Here is a 20,394-nt window from a genome sequence, read left to right as displayed (position 1 = left end):
TATTAGAACTGGTAGCCGATCTGGGCCCGCAGTTGGGCCCGTGGCGAGGCCTGGTTGAGGCCCAGCAGCAGGCCCGCATCCCAGCGCAGGCTGCCGCCGGCATAGGGCTTGTGGCCAAAGATCGCCGGCCCCACCAGATGCTCCTGCAGGCCGAAGCGGTGCGGGTTGGACAGCGGCCCGGGCTCGCCCAGCGCCTGCACACCCCATTCCCAACCCGGGGCCAGCAGGGTCTTGATCTGGGCCTGGTACTGCAGCTCGGCCGGGATGTAGCGGCCCGGTCGCAGCCACTTGTAGATGAAGACGTTCAGGTTGAGGTCGAAGCCGTCGCCGGCGTACTGGAACATCGGGCCGACGGTCCAGGTCCAGCCCGAGTTGATGAAGTCGGGCTTCCAGACGCTGGTGTAGAGCGCCCAGTCGCTGCGGGCACTGCTGCCGAGTGCGAACTGGTTGGTCAGGTACCAGCCGTTGTAGGACAGGGCCCGGCCGTTGTCGCGGTTCCAACTGACCCAGGCCTCGGTATACCAATACGAGGTCGGTGCGATGCCCACGGCCAGCGACTGGCCGGTGGCGCTGACGTTGCGCTTGTCGGCCGCGCCCCAGCCCAGCCTCACCAGCGGCTTGCTGCTGCCGAAGTAGGGCGTGACCACGTAGTCGTAGGCATCTGCTGCGGCCGAGCCCGCAGCGGCGGCCAGCAGCAGGGCGAGCAGCAGCCTCCTCATCGCTGAATCTCCTGCTTGGCCGCCTCCCTGGCGGCCTGCAGAGCCAGGAAGCGCTGCAGGTCCTGGATGCGGATCTCGCCGCGGCGCTCGCTGTCGATCTGCTCGAAATTCCGGACCGCGAAGCCGAAACCGGCGCGGCGCGCCTCGTCCACGGTCAGGGCCTGACGGCCTAGGCTGTCGGCGGCCTGGAACTGCTTCAGCAGCTTGGCCTGCGCCTGGGCCTGCAAGGCCGCGCCTTGCTTGGCTGGGGCGAGGGAGGCGGAGCGAGCTGCGGGAGGCAGCCAGGGGTCGGACAGCGGTGCTGGCGCCAGCGATTGCGCGCTGGCGGCCAGCGGGCCGAGCAGCAAGGTGGGGCAGGTCTTCATCGCAGTCTCCCTCCTGTTCAAAGGCTGCTGAGCAGCACCTGCAGGTCGCCCGCCATCTGCGGCCGCACTGCATCGTCCAGATAGGTCATGTGGCCACCCACGTAGCGCTTCAGCTGCAAGCCGGGCGGTCGCTGTGGCAGCCGCGCCAAGTCCAGCTCGGTCAGCCAGAACGGCGTGGCCACATCATGGTAGCCGCCAATCACCAGGATCTTCAGCGCCGGCTCCAGCATCAGGGCGAGGCTCAGATCGGGCAAGGAATCGGGCAGCTCCTGGCCGTCATGCCGCCAGTCCCAGAGGTTGATGACGGTGCTGTTGAAGCTGGTGTAACCCACGGCCGCCTGGTATTTGAGGCGCTGGCGCAGCTGGTCGGCCAGCGCTGTCGGGAAGGCGGTGTTGAGGACGGTGCTCGACGGGTCGCCCTCGCTGGCCAGGGCCGAGCCGACGGCGGCGCTCACGCGCGTGTCGTAGCGGCCCAGCAAGGTCTGCGGGCTGAGGATCTGGCGGTAGCGCTCGGGCCGCATCAGCGGCGTGGCCTGCCATTCGGCTGCGGCCAGGCCGGTGTAGTCCGCCAGCTGCTGGTTGACGGCGCTGCTCAGCGGCAAGGCGTTCCGGAGGTACTGGTCGATGGCCGGCTCGGCGGTGCCGGCCATGTAGTCGATGACGCCTTGCGCGAACGGAGCCAGCGAGGTGGGCACCGGCCGAGAGCGCTGGTACCAGGCGGCCGTGGCTGCATAGCTGGGAACGTAGTGGCCGCAACTGAGCCGGCCCGGCGTGAGCACGCCGCAGTTGCTGTTGTAGTTGAGGATGGCCGAATGCAGCACCACGGCCTTGAGCCTGGCGCCGGCGCTCAGCAGGGCGCTGGCCAGGATGGGCGTGCGCAGGCCGCCATAGGACTCGCCGAACAGCACCAGCGGCGCCGCCTCCCGCTGGTTCTTGCGTACGTAGCGCAGCACGAAGTCGCGAAAGATCGAGGCATCGGCATCGACGCCCCAGAAGCTGCGGTTGTTGTTCGGGGCCACTGCCTGTGAGTAGCCCGTACCGATGGCATCGACGAAGACCAGGTCGGCCACGGCCAGCAGGGTCTGGGCGTTGTCGACCACCTGGTAGGGCAGCGGGATGTTGGTCGTCGGGTTGTTGGTGACGACGCGCTGCGGCCCGTAGGAGCCCATGTGCAGCCACATCGAAGCCGAGCCCGGGCCGCCGTTGTAGAAGATGACCAGGGGCCGGTTGGCGGGCGCGTTGTCCAGCGTGTAGGCCACGTAGAACATGCTGGCCCGCACGTTCGGCTCGCCCGCGTTCAGGTGGCCGACCGTGGCCGTGTAGACCAGGTTGCCGGTGCTCAGGCTCAGCTGATGGTGGGTGATGGCAGCGGATTCGGTGGCCGTGGGTAGGGAGTCCGTGGCGCCCATGGCATAGGCCACGGGATCGACCAGCACCGCGGGGTCGACCGGTGCGGTCGGCGCCGGCGTGCTCGTGCCGCCCGAACCGCCACCACCACCTCCGCAGGCATGCAGCAGCAGGATCAGGGCAGTCGCGGCCAGTCCGCGGAGCCTTCGAATGCTGGTCGGTGTTCTCATCCGCAGCGCGCTCGTTGAGGCGGGGATGAACCGACTGTAGCCGTACTTCTAGGCCTTCTGCGCTGCCGGACGGAGGCGGCTGACCAGGTTCACGCCCGCCAGCACCAGGCCGCCGGCGACCACGCCGATCAGGCCGTCGCCCAGCAGGCCGCCCAGCCAGCCCAAGGGGCCCATGCTCGCCTGCAGCGACTCCACCGCATGGTGCAGCCAGGGCACGCCGTGACTCAGGATGCCGCCGCCGACCAGGAACATGGCTGCAGTGCCGGCCACCGACAGGAACTTCATCAGCCAGGGCGCCGCCACCAGCAGGCCACGGCCCAGGCGCTGCTTCCAGGCAGCCGACTTGCGGCTGAGCCACAGGCCGGCGTCGTCGATCTTCACGATGCCGGCCACCAGGCCGTAGACGCCTATGGTCATCACGATGGCGATGCCGCTCAGCACCAGCACCTGCGTGGTGAAGGAGGCCGTCGCCACCGTGCCCAGCGTGATCGCGATGATCTCGGCCGAGAGGATGAAGTCGGTGCGGACCGCGCCTTTGATCTTGTCTTTCTCGAAGGCCACCAGGTCGACCTTGGGATCGCTCAAGGCCTCGGTCAGCTTCTGGTGCTCGGCCTCGTCGTCCGCCGGGCTGTGCAGGAACTTGTGGGCCAGCTTCTCGAAGCCCTCGAAGCACAGATAGGCGCCGCCGATCATCAGCAGCGGCGTCACGGCCCAGGGCGCCCAGGCGCTGATGCCCAGCGCGGCCGGCACCAGGATGGCCTTGTTGATCATCGAGCCCTTGCCCACGGCCCAGACCACGGGCAGCTCGCGCTCGGCGGCCACGCCGGTGACCTGCTGGGCATTGAGCGCCAGGTCGTCGCCCAGCACGCCGGTGGTCTTCTGGGCGGCGACCTTGGAGAGCAGGGCCACGTCGTCTAGCGTGGTGGCGATGTCGTCTAGCAGGGCTAGCAGGCTGGAAGGCATTTCTGGGTCCGATGGCAGGCTTGGAGGCGCGTTTGTACCCGATTCCTTCCCGCGTTCCGCCGGGGGTCAATCCTTGCCTTTTGCCGGGCACTCGCCTAATTTGGCTCATGGCCAGGCCCTTGCGGATCGAATTTGCCGGTGCGGTTTACCACGTCAGCTCGCGCAGCGAGGCCGGCCAGCCGGTGTTTGCCGACGACGCCGACCGGGCTTCGCTGCTGGCCGTGCTGGGCCAGGCCATGCAGCGCTTCGACGCCCAGGTGCTGTCCTACTGCCTGCTGCCCGACCACTACCACCTGCTGCTGTTCACGCGCCAGGCCAATCTGTCGCGGCTGATGCGCCATGTGAACGGGGTCTACACCCAGGGCTACAACCGGCGCCACGGCACGGCCGGCCATCTGTTCCAGGGCCGCTTCAAGGCGGTGCTGGTGGACCGCGAGGCCCTGCTGCTGGACGCCTGCCGCTATGTGGAGCTGAATCCGCAGCGCCTGGGCCTGGTGCGCCAGGCCTCGGACTGGGCCTGGTCCAGCTGCCGGGCGCACATGGGCCTGGTCGAGCCACCGGCCTGGCTGGACGTGGACGGCCTGCACAGCCACCTGATCGAGCGGCCGGCGCTGTCCGGCGCCGACCACCGGCGCGCCGCCGAGCGCTATGCCAGGCTGCTCTCCAGCGAGCCCGATCTGCAGCTCTGGCCCGGCCATCTGCGCCAGCAGATCTTCCTCGGCGACGCCAAGTTCGCCGAGCGCATGCAGGCCATGGCCCGCCAGCGCCGCCGCGGCGCCGAGCTGCCGCGTGGCCGCCAGCGCAGCTATGCGCAATGGCTGGGCGAAACCGGCTCGCGGGAGCAGGCCCTGTACCGCGCTCACACCGAGGGCGGCATCTCGATGACGGCCCTGGCCGGCGAGCTGGGCCTGTCGGTGTCGAGGGTCAGCCGGCTGATCAAGGGCGTCGAGCGCGCTCTTTCATGAGGCGGCTGCTAGGCCTCGTTCTCCTGCTCCTGCTGCTGGGTCCCGCCCGGGCAGGCCTGCCCTACACGGGGCCGCTGTTCGACGCCCACATGCATTTCAACGTCGAGGCGGCCGAGGGCCCGCATCCGGTGGCCGACGTGGTGGCCCGCATGCAGCGCGCGGGCGTGCGCGCCGTGCTGTCCAACAGCCGGCCCAATGCCGGCACCCATCAGCTGGCCGCCAGCGCTGAAGCGCGGGCGGCGGGTATCACCGTCGTGCCCTTCGTGCGCCTGTACCGCAACCGGGCCGACTACACCGGCTGGTTCGCCGACGCCAGCATCCACCAGATGGTGCTGGAAGAGCTGACGCGCGGCACGGCGGCCGGGCCCTTCCGCGGCATCGGCGAATTCCATCTGTACGACAGCGCCAATGCCGATGGGCCGGTGGCCCGTTCGCTGATGAAGCTCAGCGCCGAGCGCGGGCTCTGGGTGCTGGCCCATGTGGACGACCCGGCCATCGACAAGCTGATGGCCCATGCGCCGCAGGCTCGGCTGATCTGGGCCCACACCGGCATTGGCGGCACGCCGGTGGCGCGGGTGAGGGAACTGCTCAAGCGCTATCCGGCGCTGATGGGCGAGCTGTCCTACCGGCCGGGCCTGACGGTCGCGGCCGGTCAGCTCAGTACCGAATGGCGCGAGCTGCTGATCGAGTACAGCGACCGCTTCCTGATCGGCTCCGATACCTGGTCGCTTGACCGCTGGCCGCAGTACGAGTCGCTGATGCAGGACTACCGGCGCTGGCTGGGCCATCTGCCGCCCGAGGCGGCCCGGCGCATCGCCTGGGGCAATGGCGCCCGGCTGTTCGGCCTGGACCAGCGGCCCTGATTGATGTCCCCAGCGCCTGTGGACAAGATCGTGGGAAACGTGGCGACAGCGCTGCCAAGTGCTTGAGCCGTCAAGCAAAAGCCTGCTCTGCCGAAAAATGAGGCAGTCGGGCGATTCATCGGACCGGCTGTCGAATCGTCGGTCTGCGACGGGCCGGCCGAGGCTCGCTTCCTAGCATCCATCCCATCCCCAACCGAGGAGATGGCGATGAGGAAGACGACGACGATGCTGGCCGCCCTGCTGGCGCTGGTGAATGCAGCTGCCGTGGCACAGAGCCTGGAAGTCAAGCCCGGCCGCGAGGTGCTGGAGGGCGAGCCGGTCAGCCTCGAGCTGAGCCAGTTCAAGCCCGGCAGCGAGGTGCGGCTCAAGGCCTTGCGTGTGGTCCGTAACGCCTACATGGGTGCTCAGGTGTTCCGTGCCGAAGCTGTGTTTCTGGTTGATGCAGTGGGCCGCATCGATCCCACGATCCAGGCGCCGCGCAGCGGCAGTTACACCGGCGCCGACAGCCGCGGCCTGTTCTGGTCCATGAAGCCGGCCAAGGTGGAGGAGGCGCTGGCCAAGCAACTGCGTGACGCACCGAACGGCGAGGTCCTGATCCAGGCTTCGTCGGTGGCCGCCGACGGTGCCGAAACCCTGCTGGCCGAGCAGCGCCTGCTGCTGCGTCCGGTGGCCGAAGGCCTTCAGCGTCGCGCGGTCGAGGGCATGCCAGGCGCCCAGCTGGTGCTGCCGGCGCCGAGCCAGGGCGGCAGCAAGCTGCCCGTGGTCATCGTGCTGGGCGGCTCGGAAGGTGGCACCGGCTACGCGGCCAGCATTGCCGCCGAGCTGGCCTCGCGTGGTTTCGCGACGCTGGCCTTGCCCTATTACTCGCCAGGCCGCTGGGGCGCGGCGGGACCGCTGCCGCCCGAGCTGCCCGAGCTGCCGCGCAATTTCGCCATGATCGAGCTGGCACGGCTGGAGCAGGCGCGCGACTGGCTGGCGACGCAGGCCGAGGTCGATGCCCGTCGGATCGCCGTCTACGGCGTTTCCAAGGGCGCGGAGTTCGCGCTGTCGGCTGCGGCCCGCATGCCCTGGCTGAAGGGCGTGGTGGCCGTGGTGCCCAGCGACGTGGTCTGGGAGGGCTGGGATTCCGGCCGCAGCGCGGCGCTGAACCAGCCTTCGTTCGCCTGGAAGGGCCAGGCTCTGCCCTTCGTGCCCTACCAGGACTTCCAGCAGGAGTTCTCAGGCTTCATGACCGGGTCGCCCGTCATCGTGCGGCGGCCGCAGGACAAGGGCCGGGCCGCTCATCCGCAGCGAGCGGCCGAGGCCCGCATCCCGGTCGAGCTCTACCCCGGCCCGATGCTGCTGGTGGCCGGCACCGACGACGAGATGTGGGACTCGGGCGGCATGGCCCGCGCCATCGCCGCCAAGCGCGCCGAGCGTGGCCTGGTCACCGAGGCCCTGGTCTACGAAGGGGCCGGCCATGCCATTCAGGGCAGCGGCTACCAGCCGACCACGATGCACAACGCCGGGCCCATGAAGATGGGCGGCACGCCCGAGGCCGACGCGCGGGCCCAGGGCGATGCCTGGCCGCGCATGCTGGCGTTCCTGAAGCGGACCCTGGCGCTCTGAATCAGGCCTTCTCGGCGAGGACCTTGAGGTTGTTCAGGCCGCCCTCGAAGTCCTTGCCGATCATGCCGTCCATGAACAGCGCGAACCAGCGCATCAGCGGGTTGCCGCCCATGTCGCCGTCCATGGTCCAGGTGACCTGGGTCATCTCGCCCTGGACCTCCAGGCGCATCTCGCCGGTCGAGGTCGATTCGAAGTCGGGGAAGTAGAGCGAGTAAACGACGCGCTTGGGCGGCTCGGCGGCGGTGAAGCTCATCTTGCCGTCGCCCTCGGTCTTGCTCTTCCAGGACCAGACGGCGCCGGCGCCCGACTCGGGGCCGCTGTACTCGATCGTCATATTGGGGTCGCGCTGGTTCCAGATGCTCCACTGCTTCCATTGCCGCGGATTGGCCACCAGGGCATAGACCTTGTCCGGCGCGGCCTTGATGGCCACCGTGCGCTGCACCTTGTACTTGGGCGACATCAGCATGCCGCCGACCAAGAGCACGGCTAACAGGGCCAGCAGGATCAGGCCCAGGGTCTTGAGGATCTTCATGGCGGGTCCTTGCTTGTCTTGAGGTGGCCGCAGCTTCGCGCCGGGCCTGGCGGCTAGCAATGCGAACAGACCCTAGACTTGCGCCCATGCTGACCCCCGACCAACAAGCGCAGTTCCGCGAGCAGGGCTATCTGGTCCTGCCCGGCTTCAAGTCCCCCGAGCAGATCGCCGCCGTGCGCGAACGCGCCGGCCAGATCGTGGCCGGCTTCGACCCCAGCGAGAACCGGCCGGTCTTCACGACCCAGGAACAGGACCGCAAGGTCGACGACTACTTCCTCGAATCGGCCACCGAGGTGCGCTGCTTCTTCGAGGAGGAAGCCCATGACGAGCAGGGTCGGCTGCGCGTGCCCAAGGAACTGGCGATCAACAAGATCGGCCACGCGCTGCACGACCTGGACCCGGTGTTCGAGCGCTTCTCCCACGGTCCGGAGCTGGCGGCCGTTGCGCGCGACCTGGGCCTCACCCGGTCCCAGGTCTGGCAGTCCATGTACATCTTCAAGCAGCCCGGCATAGGTGGCGAGGTGCGCTGGCACCAGGACGCCTCGTTCTTCGACAGCGAGCCCATCACTGTGACCACCTTCTGGTTCGCGCTGGAAGACGCCACGCGCGAGAACGGCTGCCTGTGGGTGGAGCCGGGCGGCCACCGCGGTCCCTTGCGCGAGCGCTTCGTCCGCGAGGGCCGCCAGGTGAAGATGGAAACGCTCGATACGACGCCATGGCCCGGCCCGGACTATGGCGCCGTGCCGCTGGAAGCCGAGGCCGGCACCCTGGTCTTGTTCCACGGCCTGCTGCCTCACTACAGCGCGCCCAACCGCTCACCGGTCTCGCGCCATGCCTACACGCTGCATGTGACCGATGCGGCCAGCGCGTACTCGCAGCGCAACTGGCTGCAGCGTGGCATTGAGCTGCCGGTGCGGGGTTTTATTTAGGCTTCTTGACCGGCCTCGCCCAGCCGCTGATGGCGACCTGCTTGCCGCGGGCCACGGCCAGTTCGCCGGCGCCCACCGGCTTGGTGATGGTCGAGCCACCGCCTACCGTGGCACCGGCGCCGATCTCTACAGGCGCGACCAGCACGCAGTTGGAGCCGACGTGCACATCGGCGCCGATCACGGTGCGGTGCTTGTTGGCGCCGTCGTAGTTGGCGGTGATGGAGCCGGCGCCGTAGTTGACACGCTCGCCCACCGTGGCATCGCCCAGGTAGGCCAGGTGGTTGGCCTTGGCCCCCTTGGCCAAGGTGGAATTCTTGACCTCGACGAAGTTGCCGATGTGGACTTCGTCACCCAGCTCGGCGCCCGGGCGCAGCCGGGCGAACGGGCCGATCAGGGCGCCAGCTCCGACCTTGGCGCCGCCCGGCTTTTCGCCGTCGATATGGGTGAACTCGTGGATGCGCGCGCCGGCCGCAATCGTGGCATTGCGGATCACGCAGTAGGCGCCTATGCGGACGCCTTCGCCGAGGCTCACCTGGCCTTCGAACACGCAGCCCACGTCGATCTCGACGTCGGGGCCCACCGTCAGCTGGCCTCGCAGATCGAAGCGGGCCGGATCGGCCAGGCGCAGGCCCTGCTGTTCCATCAGGGTCTCGGCCTGCTGGCGCTGGAAGCGGCGCTCCAGGTCGGACAGCTGCAGCGGGCTGTTGACGCCCAGCACCTCGGTCTCGCTTGGAGCCAGCGTGCCGGTGACCGGCAGGCCCTCGGCCACGGCCATGGCGACGATGTCGGTCAGGTAGTACTCGCCCTGGGCGTTGTCGTTCGTCAGCTGCGACAGCCAGCGCTTCAGTGCGGCCGTGGGCGCGGCCATCATGCCGGTGTAGCCCTCGCGAATCTGGCGCTGCTCGGGGCTGGCGTCCTTGTGTTCGACGATGGCCTGCACGCCACCCTCGGCATCGCGGACGATGCGGCCGTAGCCGGTGGGATCGGCCAGCTCAATGGTCATCAGCGCCAGCTTGCTGCCGCCGGCGCAGGCCTCGACCAATGCCTGGGCCGTCTCGGCGCGAATCAGCGGCACATCGCCGTTGAGGATCAGGGTCACCGGGGCGGCATCGTCCAGCGCCGGCACGGCCTGCTGGACGGCATGTCCGGTGCCCAGCTGGGGCATCTGGCGGACGAAGCTCAGGCCGGGTGCGGCCACGGCCGTCTCGACCTGCTCCGCGCCATGGCCGGTGATGACAATGCGGCGGGCCTGGCCCAGCCGCTCGCTCATGCCCAGCACATGCTGCAGAAGCGAGCGGCCGGCCAGCTTGTGCAGGACCTTGGGCAGGGCGGACTTCATGCGGGTGCCCTTGCCCGCGGCCATGATGACGATGTTCAGCTGGGTCGACGACATGCGCGGCGATTCCTGTGCAAGGAAAAGCCGCGATTATCTGCTTGGGCTCAGCGCTCGACCGTCACCGAGACCAGGTGCGGCTTGTCCTTGGTCTGCGGAAAATCGCTCAGGGCCGCCTGGAACATCGCACCGAAGACCTTTTCGTCGCCGACCGACAGGCCATCGCTGCTGGCCCGCGCCTCGTAGACCGGCTGGCCGCTGCTGCGCTCGCGCACCAGCACCGCCACCTCGCGCTCGTAGGCGCGCTCGCGCAGCGTGAAGGGGCCGTAGAACATGCGGTTCGGCGGGCCGAAGCGCCAGTTGCTGCGCCAGTGGCGCCAAAGCGGATCTTCCCAGGGCGAGTATTCGGTCAGTGTGGAGCGGGCACCAATGGAGACGACGAAATCGGCCGCCTTGGCGTCGGCGGCCGGCGTGAAACCGGCCTTCTCCAGCGCCACGCGGGCCGCGCCCTCGATGGCGTCGCGCTTGTCGGAATTCTTCTGCGAGGGCAGGCGTTCGATGGCGTAGCTGCCGCCCTTGCGGTCGGCCGGCCATTCGCCGTAGGTGGCGACCTCGCTGGTCAGCGTGTACATGCTGCCGCAACCCACCGCGGCGAGCAGCGTCGCGCCCAGCAAGGCGCTCAGGGCCAGACGTCGATGCAGGAAAGCGTTCATGAGGGCCTCCAGGGTCTTGTGTGTGGAGCCATTGTGAACGCTTCGCGCGCCGGTTTTGTTTACCTATGTTTCTACCTAGGCGGCAGGGTTCAATCGTCGATGTCGCGATGCAGGCTGATGATGGACGGCGCCGGGGTCTGGCAGCTCTCGTCGTCATCGAAGGCGATGTCGCCGCCCGGCTCGGGCTGGCCGCTGGCCTTGATGCTGGTGAACGGATAAAGGGTCTTGTCCATCATGTGCGAGGGGACGATGTTGCCCATGGCGGTGAACATGTTCTCGATGCGGCCGGGGAAGCGCTTGTCCCAGTCGTTCAGCATGGCCTTGACCTGCACGCGCTGCAGGTTTTCCTGGCTGCCGCAGAGATTGCAGGGAATGATGGGGAACTCGCGGTGCTGGGACCAGCGCACCAGGTCGGGCTCGCGCACATAGGCCAGCGGGCGGATGACCACGTTCTTGCCGTCGTCGCTGACCAGCTTGGGCGGCATGCCCTTCATGCGGCTGCCGAAGAACATGTTCAGCATCAGCGTGGTCACTATGTCGTCGCGGTGGTGGCCCAGGGCGATCTTGGTGGCGCCCAGCTCGCCGGCCACGCGGTACAGGATGCCGCGGCGCAGGCGCGAGCACAGGCTGCAGGTGGTCTTGCCCTCGGGGATCAGCTTCTTGACGATGCTGTAGGTGTCCTGGTTCTCGATGTGGAAATCGACGCCGCGGCTCTTCAGGTAGGCCGGCAGCACCTCCTCGGGGAAGCCGGGCTGCTTCTGGTCGAGGTTGACGGCCACGAGGCTGAACTTGATCGGTGCCCGCTGCTGCAGGTTGATCAGGATGTCCAGCATCGAATAGCTGTCCTTGCCGCCCGACAGGCAGACCATCACCTTGTCGCCGTCCTCGATCATGTTGAAGTCCGAGATCGCCTGGCCGACCTGGCGGTGCAGGCGCTTGCTCAGCTTGTTGATCTCGTGCGCCGCCTTCTTCTCGGCGGCCTTGGCCGCATCGGCCTCGGGGGTCAGGAGGAGTTCGGTCGTCGTCATTGCATTCACCTGTTGATTACCACTGGCCGCATTCGGCACTGATTGCGACTTGGCAGTCGGGAAAGATCTCTAGCTTGCTCACCTTGAGGCGCACGCCCACCACGCCGTGCAGTTTCATCAGCCGGGTGCAGAGCTTGCCCAGCAGGGCTTCCAGCAGGTCCGTGTGCTCGGCCGTGCACTCGTCGATGATGATCTGGCGCACCCGGCGGTAGTCCAGCACATGGCCGATGTCGGCGTCGCGGGAGACTATGGTCTGGGCGCCCAGGTTGACCTCGGCATCGACCTGGATGGGCTGGGGGCCTTCGCGTTCGAAGTCCAGCACGCCCAGGTTGGCGCCGAAGCGCAGGCCCGAGATGTGGATGACCTGGCGGTTGTTGCGCCGCAGGGCCGGCGGCGGCTGGTGCTCGGCCAGCGGGCGCAGGAAGTTCTCGACCTGCTTGGCCGCCACCACGCCGTCGCCCAGGGCGGTCTGCACGCTGGGATGCTGGCGACCGCTGGCATCGCCGGCGGTGAACAGGCCCAGGGCGGCGAAGCGGGGCTCGTCGCGGAACGGGTGGGACGGGGCGGTCACTCCGGCGCGCTGCAGCGCGTCGGCCACCAGCAGCCAGGCGCTGGGTTCGGGCTCGTAGCCCAGCAGCACGGCCACCTGGTCGAAGCGTTCGTCGCCATGCTTCTTGGAGCGGACCAGCAATTGCTCCCCCTCGGCCTGCACCGTGGCCGGCATGGGGTCGGCCGGTCGACGCTGGATGCCGGTCTCGGCCTCCAACTGCTGGATCAGGTGGCTCTGGGCGCGCCATTCGCTGCGCGACCAGATGGTCACCTCGTGGCCGCGCCGGGCCAGGAAGAGGGCATTCTCGACCGCGTTGTCGCCGCCGCCCAGCAGCAGGATGTGGCCGGGCTTCAGCGCCTCGCGCCGCTGGGTCAGCTCGATGGAATCCATCACCCGCGGGCTGCGCGGATGCTGGGGGTAGAGCGGTTCGGGCCGGCGCGGCTGCAGCCCGGTGGCCAGCAGCAGGCTGCGGGCGCGGACCGTGCTGCCGCCGGCCAGGTAGAGGGTCCAGCCCTCCTGGGCGTGCCAGTCCAGGTGGTCCAGCCGGGCATTCAGCTCGGTACGGATCTGTGGCAGGGCCTGGACATGGGCCGCATAGCGCTCGCCCAGGCTGGCCAGGGTCTCGCCCGGGTGGCCCAGCAGCCAGTCCTGCGGGTAGTGCAGGCTGGAGAGGCTGCCGCACAATGATTCGCCGCGCTCCAGCAGCAGGGTGCCCAGGCCCAGTTGCCCCAGCCAGACGGCAGCGCTGCAGCCGGCCGGACCGCCGCCCAGGACGGCGCAGTCGACGGAGTTGGGCGGAAAGTCAGGCATCGGGATGAGGGGGCAGGGAGGTCAACCGTGAATTATCCCAGGCCGGCCCCGACGGCGCCTGGGCGAGAATGCGGCCCGCGTGAGGGACGCCGCGAAGTACGGCGATGCGCACAGCCGCGATCCGACCCGCCGGGTCCGACGCGGCGCAGTAAACGAGGAGTACCGATGTTGAAGAAGAAGCTGGCGATCCGCCAATGGTTGGGGCGCGCGCCCCTGGTTTGTCTTTCCGTGGCCCTGCCGGCCCTGTGCGGCCTGGTGCAGGCCCAGCCGGCCCAGGCGCAGCCGCTGCCGGTCGCTGCTTACATGGCCCCGGCCGACTTTGCCCAGGTGAGCATTTCACCCAACGGACGCTTCCTGGCGGCCTTGTCCCCGCTGAAGGGCAAGCGCAACCTGGTGGTGCTCGACCTGGAGAACATGAAGTCGCGCGCCGTGACGACCTTCTCCAACTTTGACGTGATCGGCTACCACTGGGTGGGCTCGGAGTTCCTGGTCTTCAACCTGGGCACGCTGGACACCCCGACCGGTGCCGAGACCGGTGATGGCGGCGGCCTGTTCGCCGTGCGGGTGGACGGTTCCGATTTCCGCAAGCTGCAGCCGACGCTGGGCGAGCAGATTGCCAACGGGACGACGATCTACCGGCGCCTGGATTTCGCGGCCGTCGTGCCCGGGTCGAGCACCGAGATCATCGCCATGGGCAATCTGCGCACCACGCGCACCGACGTCTACAAGGTCGATCTGACGACCGGTCAGCGCAAGCTGCTCACCTTCAACACGCCCGGCCTGGTGGCCAGCTGGTTCCTGGACGAAAAGAGCGAGGTCCGCGGGGCCGTGGTCTTCAACAAGGAAGACGCCACCGAGGCCGAGCTGGTTCGTACCATCATGGTCCGCGACACGGCGGACAGTCCCTGGCGCGAAGTGGCCAGCTTCACCGAGGCCGACAAGGGGCGTCGCTGGACGCCGGTGGGCTTCGCCCCGGACAACAAGAACCTGATCGTCTCGTCCACCAGCAAGCGAGCGACCTCGGCCTATTTCCTGTTCGATGTGGACAAGAAGGAACTGGGCGAGATGCTGATCGGTCATCCGCGCTATGACGCGGCGGCGATCACCGGCTTCATGGACCGGGACACCAGCGAGTTGGTCGGCTTCGGCATCGACGCCGATCGCCGCAGCGTGGTCTACATCGACCCCACCTACGCCAGCCTCCACGAGGCGTTGCAGAAGGTGTTCCCCGACGAGGTCGTGCAGATCCAGCGCACGACCGCAGGTCGGACCCTGGTGACGACCTTCAGCGATCGCAAGCCGCACACCTACCACCTGTACGACGAGAAGGCCAAGTCGCTGAAGCAGCTGCTCCGTTCCAGGCGCGACCTGAATGAGCAGCACCTGGTCGCCATGCGTCCGTTCCTGCTCAAGACGCGGGACGGCCTGGAGATTCCCTCGTACTACTTCCTGCCGGCCGATTACCAGCCGGGCCAGCGCCTGCCGACCGTGGTCCACGTGCATGGCGGTCCCCATGTGCGGGCCGACATCTGGGGCCCGATGAGCGGCGGCGGCGTGCGCGAGGCCCAGCTGCTGGCCTCACGCGGCTATGCCGTCGTGCTGCCCAACCACCGCATCACCCCGGGCTTCGGCGGCCGGATCTACGAGGCCGGCTTCGGCCAGGTGGGTCGCAAGATGTCCGACGACCATGAGGATGCGGCGCGCTGGGCGGTGCAGCAGGGCTTTGCCGATGCGTCGCGGATCTGCATTACCGGCGGCAGCTATGGCGGCTATGCCTCGCTGTGGGCCACGGTCCGTTCGGCCGAGGTCTTCAAGTGCGCGGCGGCCGGCTTTGCCATCGGCGACATGGAACTGCAGCAGAAATCGACCCAGACCGACTACGCGCGCAGCCGTGGCGGCGTGGCGACCTGGAAGCGCCTGCTCGGCGTCGAGGGCGAGGACTGGGCGCCGGCCCGCGAGGTGTCGCCGGCCCTGCATGCCGAGCGTTCCAGCATTCCGCTGTTCATCTATGCCGGCGCCAATGACCGCCGCACGCCGGTGCAGCAGACCGAGCTGATGATCGAGGCGCTGCGCAAGGCGGGCAAGCCGCCGGAGCTGGTCATGATCAAGGCCGAGGAAGGCCATGGCTACGGCAAGCTGGAGAACAACATCGAGCTTTACGAAGCCAAGCTGAAGTTCTTCGAGCGCCACATCGGCGCGGGCAGCCGCAACGGCTCAGTCACGGCCACGCCGCCGGTGACGCAGCAGTAAGCGCGCCGCCAGCAGCACGGCGAGCAGGGCGCCATAGAGGGCCGGCTCGCCGAACAGCTGCTTGCCGGCCCGCATCCAGATGAAATGGGCCAGGGCGATCAGGCTGATCGCATAGACGCTCTTGTGCAGCGCCTGCCAGCGCTTGGCTCCCAGTGCCTTGATCGCCCGGTTGAAGCTGGTCGCCGCCAGCGGCAGCAGCAACAGCCAGGCCGTGAATCCCATCAGGATGAAGGGCCGCTTGGCGATGTCCTTGGCGATGTCGGCCGGGTCCAGCCCCATGTCCAGCCAGGCGTAGCAGAGCAGGTGCAGGCAGGCGTAGCAGAAGGTGGTCACGCCCAGCATGCGGCGAAAGCGCGCCAGGGCCGGCTGCTTGAGCAGCTCTCGCAGCGGCGTCACCGCCAGGGTCAGCCACAGCAGCCGCAAGGTCCAGTCGCCGGTGCCGCGTATCAGGGCCTCGGCCGGGTTGGGCCCCAGGCCGTCGTTGGCCGCCCCCCAGACCAGCCGCACCAGCGGCAGCATGAGGACGATGAGCAGCAGCGGCTTGGCTGCCCAGTGCAGCAGCCAATGCGTCTTGCGCGCGCCGACCATCAGTAGTTCTTGCGCAGGTCCATGCCCGCGTACAGCTGGCCCACCTGGGCCTCGTAGCCGTTGAACATCAGCGTGGCCCGCTTCTTGGCGAACAGGCCGTCCTCGCCTATGCGGCGCTCGGTGGCCTGGCTCCAGCGCGGATGGTCGACCTGCGGATTGACGTTGGAATAGAAGCCGTATTCCTGCTGGGCCGCCTTGGTCCAGCTGCTGGTGGGCTGCTTCTCGACCAGGCGGATGCGGACGATGCTCTTGGCCGACTTGAAGCCGTATTTCCAGGGCACGACCAGGCGCAGCGGCGCGCCGTTCTGCTTCGGCAGGACCTCGCCGTACATGCCGAAGGCCAGCAGGGTCAGCGGATGCATGGCCTCGTCGATGCGCAGGCCTTCCACGTAGGGCCAGTCCAGCGCGCCATTGCGCAGCTCGGGCATCTGGGCCTTGTCGGCCAGCGTGGTGAACTCGACGAACTTGGCACGCGAGCTTGGCTCCACCTTCCTGATCAGCTCGGCCAGCGAATAGCCGACCCAGGGAATCACCATGGACCAGCCCTCGACGCAGCGCAGCCGGTAGATGCGCTCTTCCATGGGGCTGAGCTTGAGCAGGGCGTCCAGGTCGAAGCGCTGCGGCTTGGCGCATTCGCCCTCGACCATCACGCTCCAGGGCGCGGTCTTGAGCGTGTGGGCGTTGCGGGCCGGGTCGGATTTGTCGGTGCCGAACTCGTAGAAATTGTTGTAGCGGGTGGCGTCCTCGACCCGGGTGGGCTTGTCCATCACCAGGGCGCCGGCCACGGTGCTTTTCACGGCCGGCAGCTTGGCCTCGGCCGCCGCTAGGTTCGGCAGCAGCAGGCCGCCGGCACCGAGGGTCAGCAATTCACGGCGCCGCAGGTAGAGACGCTGCGGCGTGACTTCGGATTCGAGCGGGCGGCCGTGGCCGCGGTCGGGATGGAAATGCATGGCGGGCTGCTTGCTTTGCTATGGCGATGAACCTCAGTCGGTCCAAGGCCGCAAAGCTTACTGCCGCGCTGCAATCCCTGTATTGCTACAAGGTACCGTAGCTGTGCAGGCCCGACAGGAACATGTTGACGCCCAGGAAGGCGAAGGTGGTCACCAGCAGGCCCAGCAGGGCCCACCAGGCCGACATGGCGCCGCGCAGGCCCTTCATCAGCCGCATGTGCAGCCAGGCCGCATAGTTCAGCCAGACGATCAGGGCCCAGGTTTCCTTGGGGTCCCAGCTCCAGTAGCCGCCCCAGGCCTCGGCCGCCCAGAAGGCGCCCAGGATGGTGGCGATGGTGAAGAAGGCAAAGCCGAGGGCGATGGCCTTGTACATCAGGTCGTCGAGCAGGGGCAGGGCCGGCAGGCGCGCCGACAACGGCTTGCGCAGCGCCACGCAGATGCCGAGGAAGATCGCCACGGCGCCCATCTTGCGGGCCCAGCCGTCCAGGCCGGCCAGGGTTTCGGCCGGCAGCTGGGCGCCGAAGCGCACCGCCAGGATGAAGGCCACCAGACCGACCGGCACGCCGACCAGGCCGATCAGCAGCGCGCGCTGGCTGGCCGTCTTCAAGAGATAGGCCAGGGCCACCATGGCCGACAGCGCGAAAGTGCCGTAGCCGACGAAGTTGGCTGGCACATGGATCTTCATCCACCAGCTCTGCAGGGCCGGAACCAGCGGCTGGATCTCGTGGGCGCCGCGGTCCAGCGTGTACCAGAGCAGGAAGCCGACCGCACCGGCCACGACCAGCATCACATAGGCGCCGAGGGCGCGGGTCTTGAAGCGCTCCTCGTAGTACAGGTAGATCAGCGAGGTCAGCCAGGTGAAGAGGACGAAGACCTCGTACAGATTGCTGACCGGGATGTGGCCGATGTCCGGCGCGATCTGGTGGCTCTCGAACCAGCGAACCATCGTGCCGACCAGGGCCATGAAGACCGCACCCCAGGCCAGCTTGGAACCCAGCACCTCGGCCGTGCTGCTCTCGCCGCGGGCGAAGAAGCCCACCCAGTAGGCGCCCATGCTCATGAAGACCAGCAGGCTCATCCACAGGATGGCGCTCTGGCTGGACAGCATGTACTTGAGGAAGAAGACCTGGTCCGCCGCCGCCAGGTCGGCGCCGAAGCCGTCGAGCTTGCGCAGGTAGAGGTTGATGGCCAGCAGGCTGAAGGCGCCGACCAGCACCGACAGCAGGCGCAGCGGCCGCCAGAACCAGCCCAGGGCGACCAGGGCCGGCATGGCGAAGCCGAGGATGCCCTTCTCGTAGACGTCCATCGAGGCGCCGTAGCGCGAGAAGGCATAGCCGCCGCCTATCAGCACCAGCAGGGCGAAGGCCCAGTCGGCCGGGCTGCGCTGGACCAGCGAGCGGCGACGGCCCAGGGTCAGGGTGGTGGTGTTCATGTTGAGGCCTTGTTCAAATCCTCGGAACCAAGCAGCGCCTGGCTCAGGCGCGTGAACTCGGCATCGGTATCCAGGGTCTGGCGGGTGCAGGACAGGGCCATGCGGACCCGGGTCTGCTCCGGCGCCGTCGGTTCCAGCCAGATCCACAGCCGGCGCTCGCGCACATAGAGCATGGCGAACACGCCGACGATCAGCAAGATGGCGCCCAGATAGACAAGCTTCTGGCCAGGGGCTCGCGCGACCTGGAACACGCTGGCCTGGACCTGCTTGAAGTCGTCCAGCTGCAGCAGCAGCGGCGCCGGGTAGAACTGGCTGTCCGACAGGGCCAGCACCGACTGCGTCATGAAGCGCTGGGTCTGCTCGTCATTGGCGGGCAGCGACTTGCCGGCCTTGGCCAGGTTGAGCTTGTGCAGCTCGAACAGCGAGCCGTTGAGGATGCGCAGCAGCACCTCGGAGACGCGCTGGCGCTCGGCCTCGGGCACTTCCTTGTCGATGAAGGCCGAGAGCGCCGGCAGGCCGCCCCAGCCGGCGCTGGGCGGCACCTCGCCGGGGCGCACGCCTTCGGCACCCGCGAACAGGCCCAGGGCGCGCTGGGCCGTGGCCTGCAGCTGCGGCTTCATCGCCGGCTTGTCGGCCGGCGTGGCCAGCACGGCATAGCGCTCGGCGGCGCGGGCACGCTGCTGCGGGTCGGCCAGGGCCTGCTTGAGCTGGAACCAGCCCTCGATGCCGCCCTCGGCATCGACCGGGATGCGCAGGTATCGGAAGGCCTCGGCCGGCGTGTCGCGCACGCCGGCGAGGAAGACCCGCTGGCCGTCCAGCTCCACCGGCACCATGTAGTTGTTGAACTCGCGCGCCTGGCCGGCAGCGTCGCGCAGCTTGTAGCTGACCGAGGGGCCGACGTTGCGCAGCTGCTTGTCGTTCGTGCCCTTGGCGCCGCTGCCCAGGTGCTTGCCCAGGGTTTCGCTCAGGTCGACCTTGCGTACGTCGGCACCGCTGGCGCTGCTTCCGGCCATGTTCTCGACGTTGATCACGCGCAGGCCGGTGAACTCCAGCTGCAGCTTGTCGTTGCCGTTGCTCAGCGTGGTGGCGCCGCCCACCGTGCCCTGGATGAAGTAGGGTTCGCTGGCCGAGCTCAACGGCAGGGCCCGCAGCTTCACGCTGGAGCCACCGTCGTCGAAGCTGCTTTGGTAGATGGCGATGCCATCGTGGATCACCGGCTCGTTGACCTTGACGGTGGCCTGGCGCAGGGCACCGGTGGCATGGTCGCGGATCGTGATCTCGCTGGCGAACAGCTTGGGCATGCCGGTGTCGTAGTACTCGACGATGAACTTCTTCAGCTCCACGTCGAAGGGCAGCTCCTGCAGCACCACGCCGTCGGTCATGCTCAGGATGGCGGTGGTGGCGCGGCCGCCCTCGGGCACCAGCAGGTTGCCGCGGTAGCTGGGGCTGCTGGCCGAGAGCCGGTGCTCGGCCTTGACCTCGCTGACCATGCCGCCGCCGTTGTAGATGCTCTTGCCTTGCGCCCACATCAGGCCGCGCACCAGCAGGTCGCCGTCCAGCAGGCCGCCCAGGCAGATCAGCACGATGGCCGAATGGGCGGACAGATAGCCGATCTTGTTGGCCGCCCCCTTGCGAGCCGCCACCATGGTGCCGCGGTCGCGCACCTGGGCCTTGGCCTTCCAGCCGTCGGCGGCGAGCAGGTCCGACACGCGCTGCAGCGCGCCCTCGGCCGACACGGGCATGGCGCCGAGCGCCTTGTGGTGGAAGGCCTGCAGGGCGCTTTCGCGGATGTGTTCCTTGTAGCTCTTCAGGTCCGCAATGATCTTGGGCGTGTTGCGGGCGATGCAGAGGCTGGTCGAGACGACCAGGAAGGCCAGCATCAGCAGGAACCACCAGGCGCTGTAGATCGCGTAGAGGTCGATGCGGCCGAACAGCTCGGACCAGAACGGGCCGAACTGGTTCACATAGTTGTTCAGCGGCTCGCGCTGCTTGACCACCGTGCCCGTGACCGCCGCTATGCAGATCGCCACCAGCAGGGCGATGGCAAAGCGCATCGAGGACAGCAGCTCGACCAGGTCATGCAGCGGGCGGGCGCGCGCCGGGGCAGGGGCGGGGGGCAGCGTTTCAGCGGAGGACATCGGCGGATTGTCGGGGCTGGCGTCGGCGGGCGTTTGGGCCAAAGAAAAGGCCGGTGACATGCACCGGCCTTGGCTCATCAA

General features: G+C 68.2%; 18 protein-coding genes and 1 pseudogene. 5 read left to right on the top strand and 14 right to left on the bottom strand.

Annotated elements, in window-relative coordinates; genetic code table 11:
- Positions 1-2 precede the first annotated feature (2 nt).
- Genes QT382_RS17445 through QT382_RS17430 form a run of 4 tightly spaced genes read right to left on the bottom strand, consistent with a single transcriptional unit; the run spans position 3 to position 3,624 of the window.
- Entirely contained in the window at positions 3-719 is a 717-nt protein-coding gene (locus QT382_RS17445) for a hypothetical protein (RefSeq protein WP_289255356.1), read from the bottom strand.
- The gene (locus QT382_RS17440; protein ID WP_289255355.1) at positions 716-1,084 is read right to left on the bottom strand and encodes an EF-hand domain-containing protein; all 369 of its coding nucleotides are present in this window, start codon (positions 1,082-1,084) and stop codon (positions 716-718) included. The genes QT382_RS17445 and QT382_RS17440 overlap by 4 nt, the downstream gene beginning before the upstream one ends.
- 17 nt (positions 1,085-1,101) lie before the next feature.
- Positions 1,102-2,661, bottom strand: coding sequence for a S10 family serine carboxypeptidase-like protein (locus QT382_RS17435; protein ID WP_289255354.1), 1,560 nt, complete (start codon positions 2,659-2,661; stop codon positions 1,102-1,104).
- A gap of 48 nt (positions 2,662-2,709) precedes the next feature.
- A complete protein-coding gene (locus tag QT382_RS17430; RefSeq protein WP_289255353.1) occupies positions 2,710-3,624 on the bottom strand; it encodes a DUF808 domain-containing protein in 915 nt (304 codons plus the stop codon).
- Between the two features lie 107 nt (positions 3,625-3,731).
- On the opposite strand from QT382_RS17430, the gene QT382_RS17425 reads away from it, so the two are divergent.
- The 3 genes from QT382_RS17425 (at position 3,732) to QT382_RS17415 (ending at position 7,060) form a co-directional block, all read left to right on the top strand.
- Positions 3,732-4,589: a transposase gene (locus tag QT382_RS17425; protein WP_289255352.1), complete on the top strand. Its 858-nt coding sequence runs from the start codon at positions 3,732-3,734 to the stop codon at positions 4,587-4,589.
- Entirely contained in the window at positions 4,586-5,452 is an 867-nt protein-coding gene (locus tag QT382_RS17420; RefSeq protein ID WP_289255351.1) for an amidohydrolase family protein, read from the top strand. The genes QT382_RS17425 and QT382_RS17420 overlap by 4 nt, the downstream gene beginning before the upstream one ends.
- Before the next feature lie 207 nt (positions 5,453-5,659).
- Positions 5,660-7,060 (top strand): acyl-CoA thioesterase/bile acid-CoA:amino acid N-acyltransferase family protein, encoded by a 1,401-nt coding sequence (locus tag QT382_RS17415; protein ID WP_289255350.1) that lies wholly within the window; start codon positions 5,660-5,662, stop codon positions 7,058-7,060.
- 1 nt (position 7,061) lies between these two features.
- On the opposite strand, the gene QT382_RS17410 is transcribed toward QT382_RS17415, so the two are convergent.
- Positions 7,062-7,592, bottom strand: a complete 531-nt coding sequence (locus QT382_RS17410; RefSeq protein WP_289255349.1) for an SRPBCC family protein — start codon at positions 7,590-7,592, stop codon at positions 7,062-7,064.
- Between the two features lie 86 nt (positions 7,593-7,678).
- On the opposite strand from QT382_RS17410, the gene QT382_RS17405 reads away from it, so the two are divergent.
- Positions 7,679-8,521: a phytanoyl-CoA dioxygenase family protein gene (locus tag QT382_RS17405; protein WP_289255348.1), complete on the top strand. Its 843-nt coding sequence runs from the start codon at positions 7,679-7,681 to the stop codon at positions 8,519-8,521.
- Here the strand turns inward: QT382_RS17405 and glmU are convergent.
- From glmU to QT382_RS17380, 5 genes and pseudogenes are all read right to left on the bottom strand, one after another.
- The gene (gene glmU, locus QT382_RS17400) at positions 8,514-9,914 is read right to left on the bottom strand and encodes a bifunctional UDP-N-acetylglucosamine diphosphorylase/glucosamine-1-phosphate N-acetyltransferase GlmU (RefSeq protein WP_289255347.1); all 1,401 of its coding nucleotides are present in this window, start codon (positions 9,912-9,914) and stop codon (positions 8,514-8,516) included. The two genes, QT382_RS17405 and glmU, sit on opposite strands and share 8 nt — an antisense overlap.
- Before the next feature lie 47 nt (positions 9,915-9,961).
- The gene (locus QT382_RS17395) at positions 9,962-10,567 is read right to left on the bottom strand and encodes a DUF4136 domain-containing protein (protein ID WP_289255346.1); all 606 of its coding nucleotides are present in this window, start codon (positions 10,565-10,567) and stop codon (positions 9,962-9,964) included.
- Positions 10,568-10,656: 89 nt separating this feature from the next.
- Positions 10,657-11,604, bottom strand: a complete 948-nt coding sequence (ttcA, locus tag QT382_RS17390) for a tRNA 2-thiocytidine(32) synthetase TtcA (RefSeq protein WP_502929913.1) — start codon at positions 11,602-11,604, stop codon at positions 10,657-10,659.
- 7 nt (positions 11,605-11,611) lie between these two features.
- Complete coding sequence (locus tag QT382_RS17385) at positions 11,612-11,980, bottom strand: dihydroneopterin aldolase (protein ID WP_289255491.1); 369 nt, start codon at positions 11,978-11,980, stop codon at positions 11,612-11,614.
- Positions 11,981-12,064: 84 nt separating this feature from the next.
- A pseudogene (locus QT382_RS17380) lies at positions 12,065-12,955 on the bottom strand (NAD(P)/FAD-dependent oxidoreductase); the annotation flags it as partial.
- A gap of 165 nt (positions 12,956-13,120) precedes the next feature.
- On the opposite strand from QT382_RS17380, the gene QT382_RS17375 reads away from it, so the two are divergent.
- On the top strand, positions 13,121-15,205 hold the full coding sequence (locus QT382_RS17375) for a S9 family peptidase (RefSeq protein ID WP_289255344.1): 2,085 nt from the start codon (positions 13,121-13,123) through the stop codon (positions 15,203-15,205).
- Here the strand turns inward: QT382_RS17375 and msrQ are convergent.
- The 4 genes from msrQ to QT382_RS17355 all read right to left on the bottom strand — a co-directional run bounded on the left by msrQ (position 15,170) and on the right by QT382_RS17355 (position 20,313).
- Positions 15,170-15,793: a protein-methionine-sulfoxide reductase heme-binding subunit MsrQ gene (gene msrQ, locus QT382_RS17370; RefSeq protein WP_289255343.1), complete on the bottom strand. Its 624-nt coding sequence runs from the start codon at positions 15,791-15,793 to the stop codon at positions 15,170-15,172. The genes QT382_RS17375 and msrQ overlap by 36 nt on opposite strands.
- The gene (gene msrP / locus QT382_RS17365; protein ID WP_289255342.1) at positions 15,793-16,743 is read right to left on the bottom strand and encodes a protein-methionine-sulfoxide reductase catalytic subunit MsrP; all 951 of its coding nucleotides are present in this window, start codon (positions 16,741-16,743) and stop codon (positions 15,793-15,795) included. Before msrP ends, msrQ begins: the two co-directional genes overlap by 1 nt.
- 85 nt (positions 16,744-16,828) lie before the next feature.
- Positions 16,829-18,175, bottom strand: a complete 1,347-nt coding sequence (gene ccsB / locus QT382_RS17360) for a c-type cytochrome biogenesis protein CcsB (RefSeq protein WP_289255341.1) — start codon at positions 18,173-18,175, stop codon at positions 16,829-16,831.
- Positions 18,172-20,313: a cytochrome c biogenesis protein ResB gene (locus tag QT382_RS17355; RefSeq protein WP_502929912.1), complete on the bottom strand. Its 2,142-nt coding sequence runs from the start codon at positions 20,311-20,313 to the stop codon at positions 18,172-18,174. The genes ccsB and QT382_RS17355 overlap by 4 nt, the downstream gene beginning before the upstream one ends.
- Positions 20,314-20,394 lie beyond the last annotated feature (81 nt).

It is taken from the genome of Pelomonas sp. SE-A7 (assembly GCF_030345705.1).
GTDB lineage: Bacteria > Pseudomonadota > Gammaproteobacteria > Burkholderiales > Burkholderiaceae_C > JAUASW01.
The sequence above is the reverse complement of the archived record's forward strand: the minus strand, read 5'-3'. Positions and strand labels throughout refer to the sequence as shown.

Excerpts from the sequence above, each read along its gene's own strand:
- QT382_RS17445 (WP_289255356.1), bottom strand. The coding sequence starts at position 719 with ATGAGGAGGCTGCTGCTCGCCCTGCTGCTGGCCGCCGCTGCGGGCTCG.
- QT382_RS17440 (WP_289255355.1), bottom strand. The coding sequence starts at position 1,084 with ATGAAGACCTGCCCCACCTTGCTGCTCGGCCCGCTGGCCGCCAGCGCG.
- QT382_RS17435 (WP_289255354.1), bottom strand. The coding sequence starts at position 2,661 with ATGAGAACACCGACCAGCATTCGAAGGCTCCGCGGACTGGCCGCGACT.
- QT382_RS17430 (WP_289255353.1), bottom strand. The coding sequence starts at position 3,624 with ATGCCTTCCAGCCTGCTAGCCCTGCTAGACGACATCGCCACCACGCTA.
- QT382_RS17425 (WP_289255352.1), top strand. The coding sequence starts at position 3,732 with ATGGCCAGGCCCTTGCGGATCGAATTTGCCGGTGCGGTTTACCACGTC.
- QT382_RS17420 (WP_289255351.1), top strand. The coding sequence starts at position 4,586 with ATGAGGCGGCTGCTAGGCCTCGTTCTCCTGCTCCTGCTGCTGGGTCCC.
- QT382_RS17415 (WP_289255350.1), top strand. The coding sequence starts at position 5,660 with ATGAGGAAGACGACGACGATGCTGGCCGCCCTGCTGGCGCTGGTGAAT.
- QT382_RS17410 (WP_289255349.1), bottom strand. The coding sequence starts at position 7,592 with ATGAAGATCCTCAAGACCCTGGGCCTGATCCTGCTGGCCCTGTTAGCC.
- QT382_RS17405 (WP_289255348.1), top strand. The coding sequence starts at position 7,679 with ATGCTGACCCCCGACCAACAAGCGCAGTTCCGCGAGCAGGGCTATCTG.
- glmU (WP_289255347.1), bottom strand. The coding sequence starts at position 9,914 with ATGTCGTCGACCCAGCTGAACATCGTCATCATGGCCGCGGGCAAGGGC.
- QT382_RS17395 (WP_289255346.1), bottom strand. The coding sequence starts at position 10,567 with ATGAACGCTTTCCTGCATCGACGTCTGGCCCTGAGCGCCTTGCTGGGC.
- QT382_RS17375 (WP_289255344.1), top strand. The coding sequence starts at position 13,121 with ATGTTGAAGAAGAAGCTGGCGATCCGCCAATGGTTGGGGCGCGCGCCC.
- msrQ (WP_289255343.1), bottom strand. The coding sequence starts at position 15,793 with ATGGTCGGCGCGCGCAAGACGCATTGGCTGCTGCACTGGGCAGCCAAG.
- msrP (WP_289255342.1), bottom strand. The coding sequence starts at position 16,743 with ATGCATTTCCATCCCGACCGCGGCCACGGCCGCCCGCTCGAATCCGAA.
- ccsB (WP_289255341.1), bottom strand. The coding sequence starts at position 18,175 with ATGAACACCACCACCCTGACCCTGGGCCGTCGCCGCTCGCTGGTCCAG.
- QT382_RS17355 (WP_502929912.1), bottom strand. The coding sequence starts at position 20,313 with ATGTCCTCCGCTGAAACGCTGCCCCCCGCCCCTGCCCCGGCGCGCGCC.